Here is a 17,865-nt window from a genome sequence, read left to right on the forward strand (position 1 = left end):
GCGCCATCCATTGACGCCGGACCCAGCCCTTGAGCTTACTCAGGTATTTGCAACGCAGTTGGCGAAACAATGATCCCGTTATTGTCGGCATATACGAATTCACCCGGGCGGAAAGTCACTCCAGCAAAGGTTACCGGCACATTGAGATCGCCAATGCCGCGCTTGTCAGTCTTCATTGGATGACTGGCCAGCGCCTGGATACCCAAGGCCGTTTGGGCGAGTACGTCAACATCACGTACGCAGCCATAAATGATGATGCCTTCCCAGCCGTTTTTGGCCGCTTTTTCAGCGAGCATGTCGCCAAGTAAGGCGCGGCGCATTGAGGCGCCACCATCGACGACCATGACTTTGCCTTTACCGGGCTGATCGACCTGCTCCTTGACCACCGAGTTGTCTTCAAAGCATTTAACCGTCACGATCTCGCCGCCGAACGAGTCATGGCCGCCGAAATTACTGAACATCGGTTCGACAACCTCGACCTCGGGGTACGCGTCACACAAGTCTGGAGTGATGTAATGCATGAGAAAGCTCCTATACCCTTAAGAAATCGCTATCAGCCGGCAACCGTAGGCACAGCAGGCTGTTAATTCAACTGCTGCGGCTGCCATTCAAGCCTGAATAGCGGACTGGACGCAGCTGATTCATCACCCAGCCTACCCCAGTCAAGGACATCAAGCCACGCCCAAAACCGTCTAGTCAGATGGTTACAGCCCAAGTCAGTGGCTTAACCAGTCAGCACTGACGATGGATCACCCTGCCCAGACTCCAACTTCACACTGCTCTCTGCACTGTAACCGCAATCCAACCATTGCTTAATAATTGGCCATACCTCTGTTTGCGCAGGCTTACTGACCAGCATTTCAATGTGGCCATAATCACTGCTAAAACCTTGCGCCTTGCCCAGGCAGAGAAACTCTTTACGGCTAGAAGCAAACTGATCATAGAGCTTCTGACATGCCCATACCGGGTCTTGCTTATCGCCTTGTGCGCTGACCGCAAAAACCGGTAACTGCACCTTTGCCAAGCCAGCCCACCAATCGTCCTGCCCCTCGCCAAAACGGCCAAACAAACCATGCCAACGCAATGCTTCCAGGACTAAACCTATTGGTTCGTCTTCCGGGCCACGCTTTAATCGAGAGCCAGAAAGCACGCGAAACCGTTTAAGCAGCGTCTTTGCCCCCCATACTAATGGCGGAATTTTCAGCGGCCAGTAATTACGACTGATCTGACTTCCAAACAAAGCCACTGAAGCAATCTTCGACACATCAAGGTAATGACCACCCAGCGCCGCAGCGAGCGTGGTACCGCCTAGCGAGTGCCCCAGCCAGTGAACCGGCTGTGGGTTTTGCTCATATACAAACTGGGTAATTGCAGGCAAATCGTAACGGGCGTAATCGCTAACCCGGTTGAATGTGTAATTCTGATTGCGCGGCGAAAGCCCATGACCGCGCATCTCAACAATCCACACATCAAAACCTGCACGAGCCAGGTACGGCCCAAGCCCGATGCACTTAGGCGAATACCAAAACCGTCTATTTGAAAAGCTGCCATGCAATAAAATCACCGGCACGCCACGACGCAGCTCGTGATCTGAACGGCCAAGCCGCGTCACAACCAACTCTACACTCGAATCGGGACTATTGCCGGGCTTCAGGCGATACAGATCTTCACTCAAATCACCGCGCAACTCGGCACTGATCAAGGCGACTGGAAATAACTCACTGCTGCTTTGCATTTTATCTCTGACACAAAAAAGGGTGGGACCATGTCCCACCCTGATTTTTGAAGGGTTAGCGACGGATCAGACTTGCTGACCTTCAGCAAGGAAGAACCAGGTTTCAAGCACCGAATCAGGGTTCAATGAAACGCTTTCAATGCCCTGCTCCATCAACCAGCGCGCCAAGTCCGGGTGATCCGATGGGCCTTGGCCACAGATACCGATGTACTTGCCGGCCTTGTTGCACGCTTGAATCGCGTTCGATAGCAGCTTTTTAACCGCCGGATTACGCTCGTCAAACAGGTGCGCAACAATACCAGAGTCGCGATCGAGGCCCAGCGTCAGCTGGGTCAAGTCGTTCGAACCGATGGAGAAACCGTCGAAGAACTCAAGGAACTCTTCAGCCAGAATCGCATTGGAAGGCAGTTCGCACATCATGATGACCTTCAAGCCATCTTCGCCACGTTTCAAGCCATTCTGCGCCAGCAAGTCAACCACTTGGCTCGCCTCACCCAGGGTGCGCACGAAAGGCACCATGATTTCGACGTTGGTCAGCCCCATCTCATTGCGGACCTTCTTCAGCGCACGGCATTCAAGCTCGAAGCAATCACGAAAGTTTTCGCTGATATAACGCGAAGCACCACGGAAACCCAGCATCGGGTTTTCTTCTTCTGGCTCGTACAGCTTGCCGCCGATCAGATTCGCGTATTCGTTCGACTTGAAGTCGGACAAACGCACGATGACTTTCTTTGGCCAGAAAGCAGCAGCCAAGGTGCTGATGCCCTCAACCAGCTTCTCTACATAGAAACCAACTGGGTCGTCGTAACCGGCAATACGCTTTTCAACGCTGTCTTTGATATCAGCTGGCAAGCCGTCAAAGTTGAGCAGTGCTTTAGGGTGCACACCGATCATGCGATTGATGATGAACTCAAGACGCGCCAAGCCAATACCGGCGTTCGGCAGTTGGGCAAAATCAAATGCACGATCCGGGTTACCGACGTTCATCATGATTTTGAACGGCAGATCTGGCATCGCATCGACCGAATTCTGACGCACGTCGAAGCCTAGCTCGCCTTCAAAGATGAAGCCGGTATCACCTTCCGCACAGGAAACCGTCACGCCTTGGCCGTCTTGCAGCAACTCAGTTGCATTGCCACAACCGACAACAGCCGGGATACCCAGTTCACGCGCGATAATCGCGGCGTGGCAAGTACGGCCACCACGGTTGGTGACGATAGCGCTTGCACGCTTCATAACCGGCTCCCAATCCGGGTCGGTCATATCAGACACCAGCACGTCACCGGGCTGGACTTTGTCCATTTCGCTCACATCTTTAATGACCCGCACACGACCCGCACCGATCTTTTGACCGATAGCACGACCTTCAACCAGTACGGTACCGGTTTCTTTCAGCAGGTAACGCTCCATGACGTTACCGCTGGCGCGGCTTTTTACCGTTTCCGGACGCGCCTGAACAATATACAACTGGCCGTCATCACCGTCTTTAGCCCACTCAATGTCCATCGGACGCTGGTAGTGTTTCTCGATGATCATCGCCTGCTTGGCCAACTCGGTTACTTCAGCATCGCTCAGGCAGAAACGCGCACGATCAGCGCGATCAACATCAATAACCTTGACCGACTTACCCGCTTTGGCTTCGTCACCGTAGATCATCTTGATGGCTTTGCTACCCAGATTGCGGCGCAGAATTGCCGGACGACCTGCTTCGAGGGTGTTTTTGTGAACATAGAACTCGTCAGGATTGACCGCGCCCTGAACCACGGTCTCACCGAGGCCATAAGCCCCCGTGATAAACACCACATCGCGGAAACCCGACTCGGTATCAAGGGTAAACATAACCCCGGCGGTACCGGTTTCAGAGCGAACCATGCGCTGCACACCGGCAGACAAGGCGACCAGTTTGTGGTCAAAGCCTTGGTGTACGCGGTAAGCGATGGCGCGGTCGTTGAACAACGAGGCAAAAACTTCTTTAGCCGCACGGATGACGTTTTCGACACCACGAATGTTCAGGAAGGTTTCTTGCTGACCGGCAAACGAGGCGTCTGGCAGGTCTTCAGCGGTAGCTGAGGAACGTACCGCGACAGCCATGTTCTCATTACCATTAGCCATTGCCGCGAACGCAGTGCGAATCTCGCTATTAAGCTGCTCGGGGAACTCGGCTTCCATGATCCACTGACGAATTTGCGCGCCAGTCTTCGACAACGCTGCGATGTCATCGACATCCAAGGCGTCAAGCGCAGCGTGTATCTGAGCATTCAGACCGCTGAGCTCGAGGAAGTCACGATAGGCTTGGGCGGTCGTGGCAAAACCACCGGGAACCGAAACGCCAGCGCCGGCAAGGTTGCTGATCATCTCGCCAAGGGAGGCGTTCTTGCCCCCTACGTGCTCAACATCGTGTGCGCCGAGCTTATCGAGGGAAACTACGTACTCTACCAAGGTGATCTCTCCAGTTCTGGTGTTGGAAAAGCTCAAGGGGCTGGGGAAGTTCACGGGGTAACCCGCGTGACTGTGGCCTGGCCCTGGAAAATAAGTAACAATGCAAACGACTAATGGCCTGCAAGTCGGGGCCTATGATAGCCAAAAAACGTTCTCAGCTTAAGGCCCACAGCGCAAATGAAACGGACAGCATTTTTTATCTCTGACGGCACCGGCATTACTGCCGAGACCCTGGGTCAAAGCTTGTTGGCGCAGTTTGAAACTATCACCTTCACCAAGCTAACGCGACCGTACATTGATAGCGCAGAAAAAGCGCGCGCAATGGTACTACAAATCAACCAAGCCGCGATAAAAGACGGCGTACGCCCGATTATCTTCGACACCATTGTCAACGGTGATATCCGCGACATTCTCGCTGAGTCCGAAGGTTTCATGATCGACATCTTCTCGTCGTTCCTAGCGCCGCTGGAGCAAGAGCTCAGTTCGCACTCGTCCTATTCTGTCGGCAAATCGCACTCTATCGGCCACAACTCCAACTACATGGAGCGTATCGAGGCGGTCAACTTTGCCCTGGATAATGATGACGGCGCACGTACACATTATTATGACAAAGCAGATTTAATACTGGTGGGCGTCTCCCGCTGCGGTAAAACCCCAACCTGTCTGTACATGGCCATGCAATACGGTATTCGGGCAGCCAACTACCCGTTGACCGAAGACGACATGGAAAGCCTGCAACTGCCCAATGCGCTGAAAAAATACAAAGAAAAGCTGTTTGGCCTGACCATTGACCCTGATCGCCTCACTGCCATTCGCAACGAGCGTAAGCCAAACAGCCGTTATGCAAGCTTCGCTCAGTGTGAATTTGAGGTGCGCGAGGTTGAAAACCTGTTCCGCCGCGAGAACATCAATTACATCAATTCAACACATTTCTCGGTTGAGGAAATTTCAGCAAAGATCCTCGTTGAAAAAGGTGTTGAGCGGCGTCTCAAGTAAATAGTCCGCCGCGCCACCTCGGGTTGCTCCCGGCATTAGCCGGGATGCCCTGGCCAATACGCATCTCTAGCCCGGCACTCGAACCCAACCTTCCATCAATACCCGCGCACTGCGACTCATAATCGCCTTGGCGACCGACCATTGCCCGTCAACCTGTTTCGCTTCGGCGCCGACGACCAAGGTCCCTGATGGATGCCCGAAACGGACGCTAACCCGCTCACCACCACCGGCCGCAAGGTTGACCAAGGTGCCGGGAATTGCCGCTGCAGTGCCAATTGCGACCGCAGCGGTCCCCATCATCGCGTGATGCAACTTACCCATGGACATCGCCCTGACCAGCAAGTCGACATCTTCAGCAGCGACCGCTTTGCCGCTGGAGCTTATGTAATCGACCGGCGCAGACACAAAGGCTACCTTAGGTGTGTGCTGACGTTTAGCCGCTTCATCGGCGTGTTTTATCAACCCCATATGCACGGCGCCATGCGCTCGTATGCGTTCAAACATGGCCAGTATTTTAGCGTCGCTATTGATCGCATCCTGCAACTCGCTGCCAGTAAAACCGATGTCTTGGGCATTAATGAAAATCGTCGGAATACCTGCATTGATCATGGTTGCCTGCAATACACCCACGCCGGGAACATCCAAATCATCGACCAGGTTTCCCGTCGGGAACATCGAGCCACTAGCACCCTCTTCCTCCGCCGCGGGATCGACAAACTCAAGTTTTACCTCCGCGGCAGGAAAGGTCACACCATCAAGTTCGAAGTCACCGGTTTCCTGCACTTCGCCATTGGTAATGGGCACATGGGCAATAATGCTTTTACTTATATTGGCCTGCCAGATACGCACAATAGCGATACCATTTTCAGGTACGCGATCGGGGTCAAGCATGCCGCTGCGAATCGCAAACGGACCGACAGCCGACGATAAATTGCCGCAGTTGCCACTCCAGTCAACGAAAGGCTTATCGATTGAAACCTGGCCGAACAAATAATCAACATCATGTTCAGGCTGCTTACTCTTAGACACGATAACGGTCTTGCTGGTACTTGAGGTCGCTCCGCCCATGCCGTCAATCTGCTTGCCATAAGGATCTGGACTACCAACTACCCTGAGCAGCAATGCATCGCGTGCGGCGCCCGGGGCTTGTGCCTCAATGGGTAAATCATTAAGCGCAAAAAACACACCTTTACTGGTACCACCGCGATAATAGGTCGCGGCTACTTTTATCTGGGGAGCGTGAGCCATGTGGATACGTCCTGATTAACCTCGGCGACGCTGCTCTAAGCTGCCTATCAGCGCTGCCGAGGGAAATTTAAAGTGGGTTACACCGCACCGCTGGACTCAAGAAAATCCTGAGCAAAACGCTGCAATACGCCGCCAGCCTCATAAATCGAGACCTCTTCTGCGGTATCCAGACGGCAAATCACCGGCACCTCCAAGCGCTCACCGTTTTTACGGTTGATCACCAAGGTCAAGGTTGCGCGCGGCGTGCGCTGACCAATCACATCATAGGTTTCAGTGCCATCAATCCCCAGCGTATGGCGCGTTACGCCAGGCTGGAACTCCAGCGGCAGTACGCCCATGCCAACAAGATTGGTCCGGTGAATGCGCTCGAATCCTTCAGCTGCAATAGCCTCAACGCCTGCCAGGCGTACGCCTTTTGCTGCCCAGTCACGAGAAGAGCCTTGGCCGTAGTCAGCGCCAGCAATAATGATCAGTGGCTGCTTGCGCTGCATGTAGGTCTCAATCGCTTCCCACATACGCGTGACAGTGCCTTCAGGCTCTATTCGCGCCAGAGACCCTTGTTTAACCACACCGTTTTCCGTGACCATTTCATTGATCAACTTAGGGTTGGCGAAGGTTGCACGCTGCGCAGTCAGGTGATCTCCACGGTGGGTTGCGTAGGAGTTGAAGTCCTCCTCAGGCAAGCCCATTTTCGCCAAGTACTCGCCAGCAGCGCTGTTGAGCATAATGGCGTTGGATGGCGACAGGTGATCAGTGGTGATGTTATCTGGCAGCACTGCCAAAGGGCGCATTGCGGTAAGCGAACGCTCACCCGCCAGTGCGCCTTCCCAATACGGAGGGCGACGAATATAGGTGCTTTGTGGCCGCCACTCATACAGTGGACTGACCTTAGGCCCGGTGTCTTCTTCGATGGCAAACATCGGGATATAGACCTGATTAAACTGCTCAGGCTTAACGCTGGCCTTGACCACTGCGTCAATTTCTTCATCCGACGGCCAAATATCTTTCAAGGTTACTGGCTGGCCGTCTTTGTCGATGCCCAGCACATCTTTTTCGATATCAAAACGAATAGTACCGGCAATCGCATAAGCAACCACCAGCGGCGGTGATGCCAAGAAGGCTTGTTTGGCGTACGGATGAATCCGCCCATCGAAGTTACGGTTGCCTGATAGCACCGCCGTTGCGTACAAGTCGCGATCAATCACTTCTTTTTGAATAGCAGGGTCCAGCGCACCGCTCATACCGTTGCAGGTGGTGCAGGCAAAGCCAACAATGCCAAAGCCCAGCTTTTCAAGTTCGGGTAATAATTTGCCTTCTTCTAGATACAGCTGAACGGCCTTGGAACCTGGCGCCAGTGAGGTTTTCACCCAAGGCTTGCGCGTAAGACCACGCGCGTTCGCGTTTCGCGCGATCAAACCGGCGGCAATCACGTTACGTGGGTTACTGGTATTGGTGCAGCTGGTGATCGCAGCGATAATCACCGCGCCATCCGGCATCAACCCTTCCTCGTTCTCGACAACGCCGCTAATACCTTGGGCAGCCAATTCGGAAGTGGGCACTCGACGGTGCGGATTAGATGGCCCAGCGATATTGCGCACCACAGTCGACAAGTCGAATGTCAGCACGCGCTCGTATTCGGCATTAGTCAGGGTATCAGCCCACAAACCTGTGGTTTTGGCGAAGTTCTCAACCAGCTTGACCTGCTCGCTATCGCGCCCGGTCAATGTCAGGTAATCAATGGTTTGCCCATCGATATAAAACATGGCCGCAGTCGCGCCAAACTCAGGCGTCATATTGGAGATAGTTGCACGGTCGCCAAGGGTCAGGGCATTGGCCCCTGCACCGAAAAACTCCAGATAGGAAGAAACGACCTTCTCTTTGCGCAGAAACTCGGTAATAGCTAATACGATATCTGTCGCCGTGATCCCAGGCTGGCGCTTGCCAGTCATTTCAACGCCGATAATGTCTGGCAAACGCATATAGGAAGCACGGCCAAGCATCACGCTTTCAGCCTCAAGACCGCCCACACCAATGGCGATTACGCCCAGCGCATCAACATGCGGCGTGTGGCTATCAGTCCCAACCAAGGTATCCGGGAATGCAACACCGTCACGAGCGTGAACCACCGGCGACATCCGCTCCAAGTTGATCTGATGCATGATGCCGTTGCCGGGCGGTATCACATCAACGTTTTTAAAGGCCTTCTTGGTCCAGTTGATAAAGTGAAAGCGGTCTTCGTTGCGACGATCTTCTATTGCACGGTTCTTTTCAAAAGCATCCGCCTCAAAACCGCCATGCTCCACAGCCAACGAGTGATCAACAATCAGTTGCGTCGGCACGACCGGGTTAACTTTCGATGGATCACCGCCCTTTTCAGCGATTGCGTCGCGCAAGCCTGCAAGATCGACCAGCGCGGTCTGCCCCAGAATGTCGTGACAGACAACACGCGCCGGAAACCATGGAAAGTCCAGGTCGCGCTTGCGCTCAATGATTTGCGTCAGCGCAGCAGTCCGCATTGATGGCTCACAACGGCGAACCAGGTTCTCAGCCAATACACGGGAGGTGTACGGCAGCTTGTCGTAGGCTCCGGGCTTAATGTCCTCAACCGCGGCGCGGGTGTCGAAATAGTCCAGCTGCGTGCCGGGCAAGGGCTTGCGATAGTCGGTATTCATCAGTCAGAACTCATCAGATCTGTTTTCGCAACGCCCCACACGGTTGAGTTTTGCGGCATTGCGCGCGCTACTTAGCGCTGTTCGAGTGGCGGTACTTGGCGCTGTTCAACGCCGGTGTACTCAGCACTCGGGCGAATAATGCGATTATTGGCACGTTGTTCGAAGACATGCGCAGCCCAGCCGGTTACTCGCGAACACACGAAAATCGGGGTGAACAGCTTGGTTGGAATGCCCATGAAGTGATAAGCAGATGCATGATAAAAATCCGCATTCGGGAATAGTTTCTTTTGCTCCCACATGGTTTTATCAATCGCTTCGGAGACTGGATACAACACGGTATCCCCAACTTCTTCAGCAAGCTTTTTCGACCACTGCTTGATCACTTCATTGCGCGGATCGCAGTCTTTGTAGATGGCGTGACCAAAGCCCATGATCTTGTCTTTCCGCTCAAGCATTGCGAGCGTACCCGCCGTTGCGTCGTCAGCAGAGGTGAACTTCTCGATCATCTCCATCGCCGCCTCGTTAGCCCCGCCATGCAGAGGGCCGCGCAAGGTGCCAATCGCGGCTGTGACACAGGAGAACAAATCACTCAATGTCGAAGCACACACCCGAGCAGTGAAGGTCGAGGCATTGAATTCGTGCTCGGCATAGAGAATTAATGAAACATTCATCACCTGCACATGCAGTTCGCTAGGTTTTTTACCATGCAGCAAACGCAAAAAGTGACCGCCAAGGCAGTCTTGATCAGTCATGCAATCAATACGCACACCGTCATGACTAAAGCGATACCAGTAGCACATGATGGCCGGAAAAATTGCCAGCAAGCGATCAGCTTTGTCTTGCTGCTGCTCAAAACTCAGTTCTTGCTCAAGCGTGCCGAGAACTGACGCGCCAGTACGCATCACATCCATCGGATGAGCATTGGCCGGAATGCGCTCCAACACTTCTTTCAGGGCTTGCGGCAGGTCGCGCAGAGCTTTGAGTTTGCTTTTGTAAGTCGTCAGTTGCTCGGCATTTGGCAACTCGCCGTAAAGCAACAGATAGGCGACTTCTTCAAAACCTACATGCGCTGCAAGATCACGCACATCATAACCGCGGTAAGTCAGCCCCGCGCCTTCCTGACCAACTGTCGACAGGGCTGTTTGACCGGCAACTTGGCCCCGCAGGCCCGCACCACTCAATACTTTAGCTTCAGCCATTGCTCTCTCCTCTTGAATTTATTTTGGATACTGCAACTTCGTTCGCGGTAGCTATTTGACCACCTGCGAAGCGCTCAATCTCAGGCTTTTTTGCCAGCAAACAATGCATCGAGACTCTGCTCAAATGCGTGATAATTAATACGGTCGTAAAGCTCCATACGGGTCTGCATTGTGTCGATCACATTCTTCTGCGTACCGTCACGCCGCACTGCGTTGTATACATTTTCTGCAGCCTTGTTCATCGCTCTGAATGCTGAGAGCGGGTACAAAACCAGAGAAACATCCGCAGATTTCAATTCGTCGGTGGTAAACAAAGGCGTCGAGCCAAACTCAGTGATATTGGCCAAAATCGGTGCCTTAACCTTATCAGCGAACAGCTTGTACATCTCAAGCTCGGTAATGGCCTCAGGGAATACCATGTCGGCCCCCGCCTCGACACATGCAGCAGCGCGATCAAGTGCCGACTCAAGCCCCTCAACCGCCAGTGCATCTGTACGCGCCATAATCACAAAACTATCGTCAGTACGCGCATCAACTGCGGCTTTAATGCGGTCAACCATTTCTTGCTGCGAAACAATTTCTTTATTCGGGCGATGTCCGCAACGCTTGGCCCCGACTTGATCTTCAATATGAATCGCCGCCGCGCCGAATTTGATCATCGATTTAACCGTACGCGCGACGTTGAAAGCTGAAGCGCCAAAGCCAGTATCCACATCGACCAATAGCGGTAAATCGCAGACATCGGTAATGCGCCGTACATCTGTCAATACATCATCCAGCCCCGTTATACCCAAGTCAGGCAAGCCCAGCGAACCTGCAGCAACGCCGCCACCGGAAAGATAGATGGCTTTGAAACCTGCTCGCTTGGCGAGTAATGCGTGATTGGCATTGATCGCACCTATAACCTGCAACGGATGTTCTTCAGCAACTGCGTCGCGAAACCGCTGACCTGGCGTTCTCGAACTCATGACTCACCTCGGGAAGTAGATGATGGTGATTGATTAGGGGTTGTTTGTTCGCCCAGATAATGGCGCTCAATATTGCGTTTCGAAGCAGCGATGTGCCGACGCATCAATAACTCTGCGAGCTCACCATCGCGGTCTGAGATTGCGTCAAGTATCCGATGATGCTCGGCAAAGGCTTGGCGCGGCCGGTTTGGCGTAGATGAAAACTGTATCCGGTACATGCGCACCAGTTGATACAACTCACCGCAAAGCAGCTGACTCAGGGTGCGGTTACCACTGCCCTGAATAATTCGATAGTGAAAATCAAAATCACCCTCTTGCTGATAGTAACCGCGGCCCGCTTGGAACGCTTCGTCACGCTCATGGGTTTCGAGCACCTGACGTAATTCATCGATTTCTAGCTGTGTCATTCGCTGCGCGGCCAATTTGCAAGCCATGCCTTCAAGTGACTCACGAATCTCGTAAAGCTCAATCAACTCCTCGTGATTCAACGACACCACACGCGCACCGACATGAGGTATGCGCACCAATAAGCGCTGGCCCTCCAACCGATGAATAGCTTCACGTAGTGGTCCACGACTGATGCCGTAGGTACGAGCGAGTTCAGGCTCGGATATCTTGCTGCCAGGCGCAATTTCACCTTTAACGATTGCCGCTTGGATTCGCCGAAACACGTGCTCTGAGCGCGTTTCATTTTCATCTTCTGCAGCAATAGGAATCTCTGTCACACCGAGCATATTGTTGACACCAAGCTAGCTTTTAGCTGAAAAAATACGCCCAAAGCACTGCACCGTCAATGACGGCCAACAATATTGTCGACAATCCTTCAGCCATAATATCTATTACTACGAATGCGTTACTGTAGAAGAAAGCACTGTAAGAGCCTGTTACTGCACAAAATGGCCATGTTAGAATGCCTTGCACGCAGGAGCTAAGATGAGCCAACTGCTACTCTCAATCGTAGGCGCATGGACAGCAAAGCCTAGTCGCCCTTGTTACCCATATGCCCGAGCCATCGAATAGGACTTATGAGACTGAAGCCCTCCGCACTGATTTTTTGCCTGCTTCTCTCTCCCAGCGTGAGTATTGCTGCGGATAAAACTGTTTACGGCTTGAATGAATACGTCAAACTGTCAGAGATCAACACAGAAGTAGCGGCTAAACTTGATACTGGTGCTAAAACAGCATCACTCAGCGCACGTGACATTAAGCGCTTCAAGCGTGATGGCGAGACATGGGTGCGTTTCTATCTAGCGATAGATGACGCCCATGACAACCCAATTGAACGCCCACTGGCACGTATCAGTAAGATAAAAAGACGTTCGGGCGACTTCGATCCTGAGGAGCAAAAAACCTACACCGCACGGCCTGTAATCGAGCTTGAGGTGTGCATGGGACAAGCACAACGCACAATTGAAGTGAACTTGACCGACCGAAGTGCATTCCAATACCCGCTGCTAGTCGGATCTGAAGCCCTAAAACGCTTCAATGCACTGATAGATCCAAGCCTTAAATACGCATCAGGGAAACCTGCATGTACCACTGACGTAACCCTTGGCGAGTAATGCCCATGCGCTCTCTTACCCTGCATCTGAAAATCCTGATCACTATCTTGGTGAGCTTGGGTATTCTGATAACGGCATACCAAATCTTTATCCTTGGCATCCCACTGACATCAGATGAAACTGATGACCTTTGGAATATTGATGCCAAGATCGAATTCCAAGCCAGTTCAAAAGAGCCGGTCAAACTGCAAATGTTTGTCCCGCCATTGAACCAAGACTACGTCAGTCTCAATGAAAGTTTTATCTCAAATAATTATGGGGTAAGTGTTAACCGTGTTGACGGCAACCGTAAGGTCACTTGGTCAGCCCGTCGCGCCAGCGGTAAACAAACCATTTACTACCGCCTGGTCCTGACCAAGCGCTATAGCGGTGAGCAAGCTAAAGCCAAAGGTCCGATCTTCCGCGACAGCTTGCCAGTCGAAGGCCCAGAGAAAATTGCTGCTGACGCCCTACTTGCACCGATTCGGCAGCACTCTGCTGATGTTGAAACCTTCATCAGTGAAACCATCAAGCGCGTTAACAACGTCAATGATGACAATGCCAAGCTATTGCTCAGCGGTGATGCTTCGACTTCTAACAAAGCGAAAGCCATTGAGTTGTTATTGTCTATCGCTCACGTACCCATGGAGCGTGTCCATACAGTGCGCCTGCTGGCTGAATCTCAGCAGTCGCCAGAGCTGTGGCTGCGCAGCTTCAATGGTGATAAATGGCTCTACTTCAACCCTGAAACGGGCGAACAAGGCTTACCTGCCGATCGCCTGATCTGGTGGATTGGCGATGAGGACCTGATCAAGATTGAAGGTGGCAAACAGGCTCAAGTATCGTTCGCACTGAACAACAGTGAAATGAATGCGATTCGCCTGGCCCAGCTGACAGATGAAAGCACCGATGCCGACTTCTTGTCTTACTCGTTGTATGGCTTGCCGCTGCAGACACAGAACAACTTCCAGATCATGATCATGATCCCAATCGGCGTATTGCTGATTCTGATCCTGCGTAACCTCGGCGGCTTACAGACCCTCGGCACATTCACCCCAGTGCTGATTGCATTGGCATTCCGTGAAACCCAACTTGGCTTCGGCATCATCCTATTTACCGTGATAACCACGCTGGGCTTGTCATTACGTTCGTATCTTGAACACCTCAAATTACAGATGCTGCCAAGACTTTCAGTGGTATTGACCTTCGTGGTGGTTTTGATTGCAGTGATCAGCCTGTTCAGTCACAAACTTGGCCTTGAACGCGGCTTGTCGGTTGCCCTGTTCCCAATGGTGATTTTGACCATGACCATTGAGCGCCTGTCGATTACATGGGAAGAACGTGGCGCATCGCATGCCTTTAAAGTTGGCGTCGGTACCCTCTTCGCAGCCTCGTTAGCGCACCTGTTGATGAGTGTCCCTGAGTTGGTTTACTTCATGTTTACCTTCCCGGCCGTACTGCTTATTTTTGTAGGTTTCATGCTGGCCATGGGTCGTTATCGCGGCTACCGCCTGACTGAACTTTTCCGCTTCAAAGCCTTCCTTAAGGATTGAGCCATGCTAGGTCTATGGAAAACCTGGAAGGCCCTTGAAGCCAAAGGCATCATGGGCATCAATCGCCGCAACGCGGACTACGTGCTGAAGTACAATAAACGGCACCTGTATCCGCTTGTGGACGATAAGATTCTGACCAAAGAGCGCGCCATTGACGCTGGTATCAATGTGCCTGAGATGTATGGCGTGATCTCTACGGAAAAGGAAATTGATAAGCTCAGTGAAATCATCGGCAACCGTACTGACTTCGTAGTCAAGCCCGCGCAAGGCGCAGGTGGCGACGGTATTTTGGTAGTCGCCGATCGCTTTGAAGATCGTTACCGCACAGTCTCAGGCAAGATCATTTCTCATGAAGATATTGAACATCAGATATCAAGCATCCTGACTGGTCTCTACTCACTGGGTGGTCACCGTGATCGTGCGCTAATTGAGTATCGTGTCATTCCGGATCAGATATTTAAAAGCATTAGCTACGAAGGTGTGCCGGACATTCGCATTATTGTGCTTAAGGGCTATCCAGTGATGGCAATGTTGAGGCTACCAACCCGACAATCTGGCGGTAAGGCTAACCTGCACCAGGGCGCGATTGGTGTTGGTGTCGACTTAGCTACAGGCCTTACCTTGAACGGTACCTGGCTTAACAACAAAATCACAAAACACCCTGACACGACCAATGCGGTAGATGGTGTTCAACTGCCGGACTGGGACGGCTTTATGAGTCTCGCAGCAAACTGCTATGAGTTATGTGGGCTTGGCTACATTGGTGTCGACATGGTGCTCGACCAAGAAAAGGGCCCCTTAATCCTAGAGTTGAATGCACGCCCTGGCTTGAATATTCAAATCGCCAATGACACAGGGCTAACGCTGCGCGCTCACGCAGTTGAAGCACGCATTGCGGAGCTTGCAAAAGATGATATTCAGGAAACGCCACTGGAACGTGTGCGTTTTGCCCAAAGCTTATTTGGCCATAAGTTTTCCACTGAAATCTAAGCAGCCCTAGAACGAGAAAAGGCCGCTTGCAGCGGCCTTTTTTCTGATGCCTGACCCGCCCTGAATAAGGTTTACACCTTCTAGCTTCTTTTTCAGGAGGGCCTTATGGCTGAAGGTGTGCGACGAAGTCAGCGAGATTATTCGCTCGCTTTTAAATTAGCAGTTGTCTATCAGGTAGAAAAAGGCGAGCTTAATTACAAACAAGCCCAAGATCGCTATGGCATCCAAGGGCAATCGACTGTATTGGTTTGGTTGCGCAAGCATGGCTGCCAAGATTGGAGCCAAGGCGCTTGCGGTCGAACCCAGAGGAGTCGCATCATGACTGCCCCTAAGCCGCTGACACCTGAGCAGCGCATCAAAGATACTGGAGCAACAGCTTGAAGTGGCCACACAGAGGCCTCAGTTCTTCGAGGCCGTAATGGATGTTCTAAAGACAGACTACGGAGCATCGGTCGTAAAAAAGCGACCCGGCAAGTCCTCACGCAAAAGCAAATCGAAGAGCTGAGTATCAGCAGGGCTTGCCAGTTCATGGGGATCAGTCGTCAGGCTTACTACAAGCGCAATCATGTCGATACGGCTCGTCTGGTTTTGGATCAGAACGTTGTCGATTTCGTTCAGCGCAAACGTCAGCGTCAGCCGAGCTTAGGCACCCGTAAGCTGCATCATTTGCTGCATCATTTGCTGCATTGTCAGCCTCAACTTGAGCTGCATCTGGGTCGAGATCGGCTGTTTTCAATTCTGCGTGAAAGGCGTTTGTTGGTAGCCCGCAAGCGGGCTTATCACAAGACGACCGACAGCAACCATCGCTTTCAGCGCCATCCGAACCTGCTCAAGCCAGGGCCTAACCAGGTTGTTCCAAATGGCCCTGAACAAGTCTGGGTGGCTGATATTACCTATTTCCGGTACAGCCTATCTGAGCCTTGTAACGGATGTTTTTTCGCGAAAGATCGTTGGCTATCATGTTCACGAAAGCCTGCACACTGAGTCGGTGGCGTATGCGTTGCGCCGGGCGGTCAAACGCCGTCAAACACAGCAATCACTGATCCATCACTCGGATAGAGGCAGTCAGTATTGCTCTGGCACTTCATGCAAAAACGGCATCAGGTGCTCGATAACAGATGGCTATGACTGCTACCAAAATGCCTTAGCAGAGCGAGTTAATGGAATATTGAAAACAGGGCTTTTGATCCTGCGACCACAAGATTTAACTCGGGCAAATAAGATGGTGAGCGAGTAGGTGTCGATCTATAACAACGAGCGCCCACACCTGTCGGTGAAATACAAAACGCCCGATTCTGTTCATCGGGCGTTAGGGTGAATAGGTGTAAACCTATTTCAGGACTAGATAGCCGCATCACCAGCTAACGAATCACTGCAATCTCAAAGGAGCCAACACCAGCGTGGCCGCGGGCCTGTATTCCAGCATCGTCAACCACAACCTCCTGAAATGGTCGTTTGAAAGGCTTGTTATCAAGCGTTTTTAACGCCTTGTCCTCTTCTGTGGTCAGCAGCAGAACATAGCTTTCATTAGTAACCGCTTGGATTTTTACTACGCCCTCAATGAATGCGAAGCGAGACCATGTCTCAGCATGCAGCTGGTACACCGCATCACTGACCAAGCGAGTAGGCCGTTTCTGTGCATCAAGAAACAGCAGCGAAGGATATACCACTTGTTTATTAGCGAAGCTTCGAACGCGCAAGCCATAACTCGTTTTAACTGTGGGCAACTTTATCGCCGCGTAATAACTGCGCCCCATTGGAAAATCAAAACTGGGCGAAAAACGATTGAGTTCCTCAAAGCGCGGTTCATCACTGGATAGTTCAGTGAAATCGTCATCTGTCATTTGTGTGCAACAGCGATCCGTCAACTCGCGATAAAGCCCTTGCTGAGACTGCCTGCTGCCTGATAACAGCTCTCTCATCGCGGTAGTTCGTTGCCCATTCAAGCTAGGTAGCAAAATAGGCTTCTTGGAAAACTCAATTTGACGCCCTTCTGTATATTCAATTGTAGCCAGACCTGAGACTGCACCTGAACTTATACGCGGAGCAACCCGAGAGTTTTGCATGCGTCCCTGCTCGTCGACCCACGTGTAATATTGCCCATCATCGCCATCACGCTGATAACCACGGCCTTCAAGCACATCAGCATCGATATACTCTGAAGATAATTCACCTGTCGACAACATGACTTCCGTTCCGCCAGCCAGCAGTGGACGATCGGCGTAGAAACTGTTTTGTAACGTGCCGTCTCCGTCTACCCATGTGAAGTAGCGCCGTTTACTTTCGTTTGGTACAGGAGGAGCCACCGAGCGGCCTGCCTCATTAAACCGAGCATGATCACTTATCAGAACTTGTTTTGATGCGCGGCTTTGCTGTTGAACGAAGACCTCGCTCATAACCGTATTGTGCACCCTACCCTGATCATCAATCCAAGTGAGGTAACGAGCACCTGCAAGCGAGTTCAATGCCCAGCATAGCGTGCAAAACAGGAGTAACGGTTTATGCAAATCCATAACAAAGCATC

General features: G+C 52.1%; 13 protein-coding genes and 1 pseudogene. 5 read left to right on the plus strand and 9 right to left on the minus strand.

The annotated features are described in order from the left end of the window. Positions 1–35: 35 nt before the first annotated feature. The 3 genes from rraA to ppsA form a co-directional block, all read right to left on the minus strand. Positions 36–521 carry a ribonuclease E activity regulator RraA gene (gene rraA / locus ACN0UH_RS11775; protein WP_417662213.1) on the minus strand — a complete coding sequence of 162 codons (486 nt, stop codon included), beginning with the start codon at positions 519–521 and terminating at the stop codon, positions 36–38. 203 nt (positions 522–724) lie between these two features. Continuing rightward, complete coding sequence (locus tag ACN0UH_RS11780; RefSeq protein WP_417662214.1) at positions 725–1,735, minus strand: alpha/beta fold hydrolase; 1,011 nt, start codon at positions 1,733–1,735, stop codon at positions 725–727. Between the two features lie 66 nt (positions 1,736–1,801). After that, positions 1,802–4,174 (minus strand): phosphoenolpyruvate synthase, encoded by a 2,373-nt coding sequence (gene ppsA, locus ACN0UH_RS11785; protein ID WP_417662215.1) that lies wholly within the window; start codon positions 4,172–4,174, stop codon positions 1,802–1,804. A gap of 177 nt (positions 4,175–4,351) precedes the next feature. Between ppsA and ACN0UH_RS11790 the strand changes: the two genes are divergently transcribed. Then, the gene (locus ACN0UH_RS11790) at positions 4,352–5,170 is read left to right on the plus strand and encodes a pyruvate, water dikinase regulatory protein (RefSeq protein WP_087516732.1); all 819 of its coding nucleotides are present in this window, start codon (positions 4,352–4,354) and stop codon (positions 5,168–5,170) included. Between the two features lie 66 nt (positions 5,171–5,236). On the opposite strand, the gene prpF is transcribed toward ACN0UH_RS11790, so the two are convergent. From prpF to ACN0UH_RS11815, 5 genes are all read right to left on the minus strand, one after another. Then, entirely contained in the window at positions 5,237–6,418 is a 1,182-nt protein-coding gene (prpF, locus tag ACN0UH_RS11795; RefSeq protein ID WP_417662216.1) for a 2-methylaconitate cis-trans isomerase PrpF, read from the minus strand. A gap of 77 nt (positions 6,419–6,495) precedes the next feature. Further along, entirely contained in the window at positions 6,496–9,090 is a 2,595-nt protein-coding gene (gene acnD / locus ACN0UH_RS11800) for a Fe/S-dependent 2-methylisocitrate dehydratase AcnD (protein WP_417662217.1), read from the minus strand. Between the two features lie 71 nt (positions 9,091–9,161). Further along, a complete protein-coding gene (gene prpC, locus ACN0UH_RS11805; RefSeq protein ID WP_417662218.1) occupies positions 9,162–10,289 on the minus strand; it encodes a bifunctional 2-methylcitrate synthase/citrate synthase in 1,128 nt (375 codons plus the stop codon). Positions 10,290–10,369: 80 nt separating this feature from the next. Next, entirely contained in the window at positions 10,370–11,257 is an 888-nt protein-coding gene (gene prpB / locus ACN0UH_RS11810; protein WP_417662219.1) for a methylisocitrate lyase, read from the minus strand. Further along, entirely contained in the window at positions 11,254–11,991 is a 738-nt protein-coding gene (locus ACN0UH_RS11815) for a GntR family transcriptional regulator (protein WP_417662220.1), read from the minus strand. The genes prpB and ACN0UH_RS11815 overlap by 4 nt, the downstream gene beginning before the upstream one ends. Before the next feature lie 291 nt (positions 11,992–12,282). On the opposite strand from ACN0UH_RS11815, the gene ACN0UH_RS11820 reads away from it, so the two are divergent. The 4 genes and pseudogenes from ACN0UH_RS11820 (at position 12,283) to ACN0UH_RS11835 (ending at position 16,659) form a co-directional block, all read left to right on the plus strand. Continuing rightward, positions 12,283–12,819 (plus strand): ATP-dependent zinc protease, encoded by a 537-nt coding sequence (locus tag ACN0UH_RS11820; RefSeq protein WP_417662221.1) that lies wholly within the window; start codon positions 12,283–12,285, stop codon positions 12,817–12,819. 5 nt (positions 12,820–12,824) lie between these two features. After that, entirely contained in the window at positions 12,825–14,351 is a 1,527-nt protein-coding gene (locus ACN0UH_RS11825) for an inactive transglutaminase family protein (protein ID WP_417662222.1), read from the plus strand. Positions 14,352–14,354: 3 nt separating this feature from the next. Beyond that, entirely contained in the window at positions 14,355–15,341 is a 987-nt protein-coding gene (locus ACN0UH_RS11830; protein WP_417662223.1) for an alpha-L-glutamate ligase-like protein, read from the plus strand. Positions 15,342–15,446: 105 nt separating this feature from the next. Then, positions 15,447–16,659 (plus strand): annotated as a pseudogene (locus tag ACN0UH_RS11835) (IS3 family transposase). Between the two features lie 43 nt (positions 16,660–16,702). On the opposite strand, the gene ACN0UH_RS11840 reads toward ACN0UH_RS11835, so the two are convergent. Continuing rightward, positions 16,703–17,854: a MalM family protein gene (locus ACN0UH_RS11840; RefSeq protein WP_417662224.1), complete on the minus strand. Its 1,152-nt coding sequence runs from the start codon at positions 17,852–17,854 to the stop codon at positions 16,703–16,705. Positions 17,855–17,865 lie beyond the last annotated feature (11 nt).

This window comes from Pseudomonas sp., assembly GCF_048265905.1.
In the GTDB taxonomy this organism is placed as follows: Bacteria; Pseudomonadota; Gammaproteobacteria; order Pseudomonadales; family Pseudomonadaceae; genus Aquipseudomonas.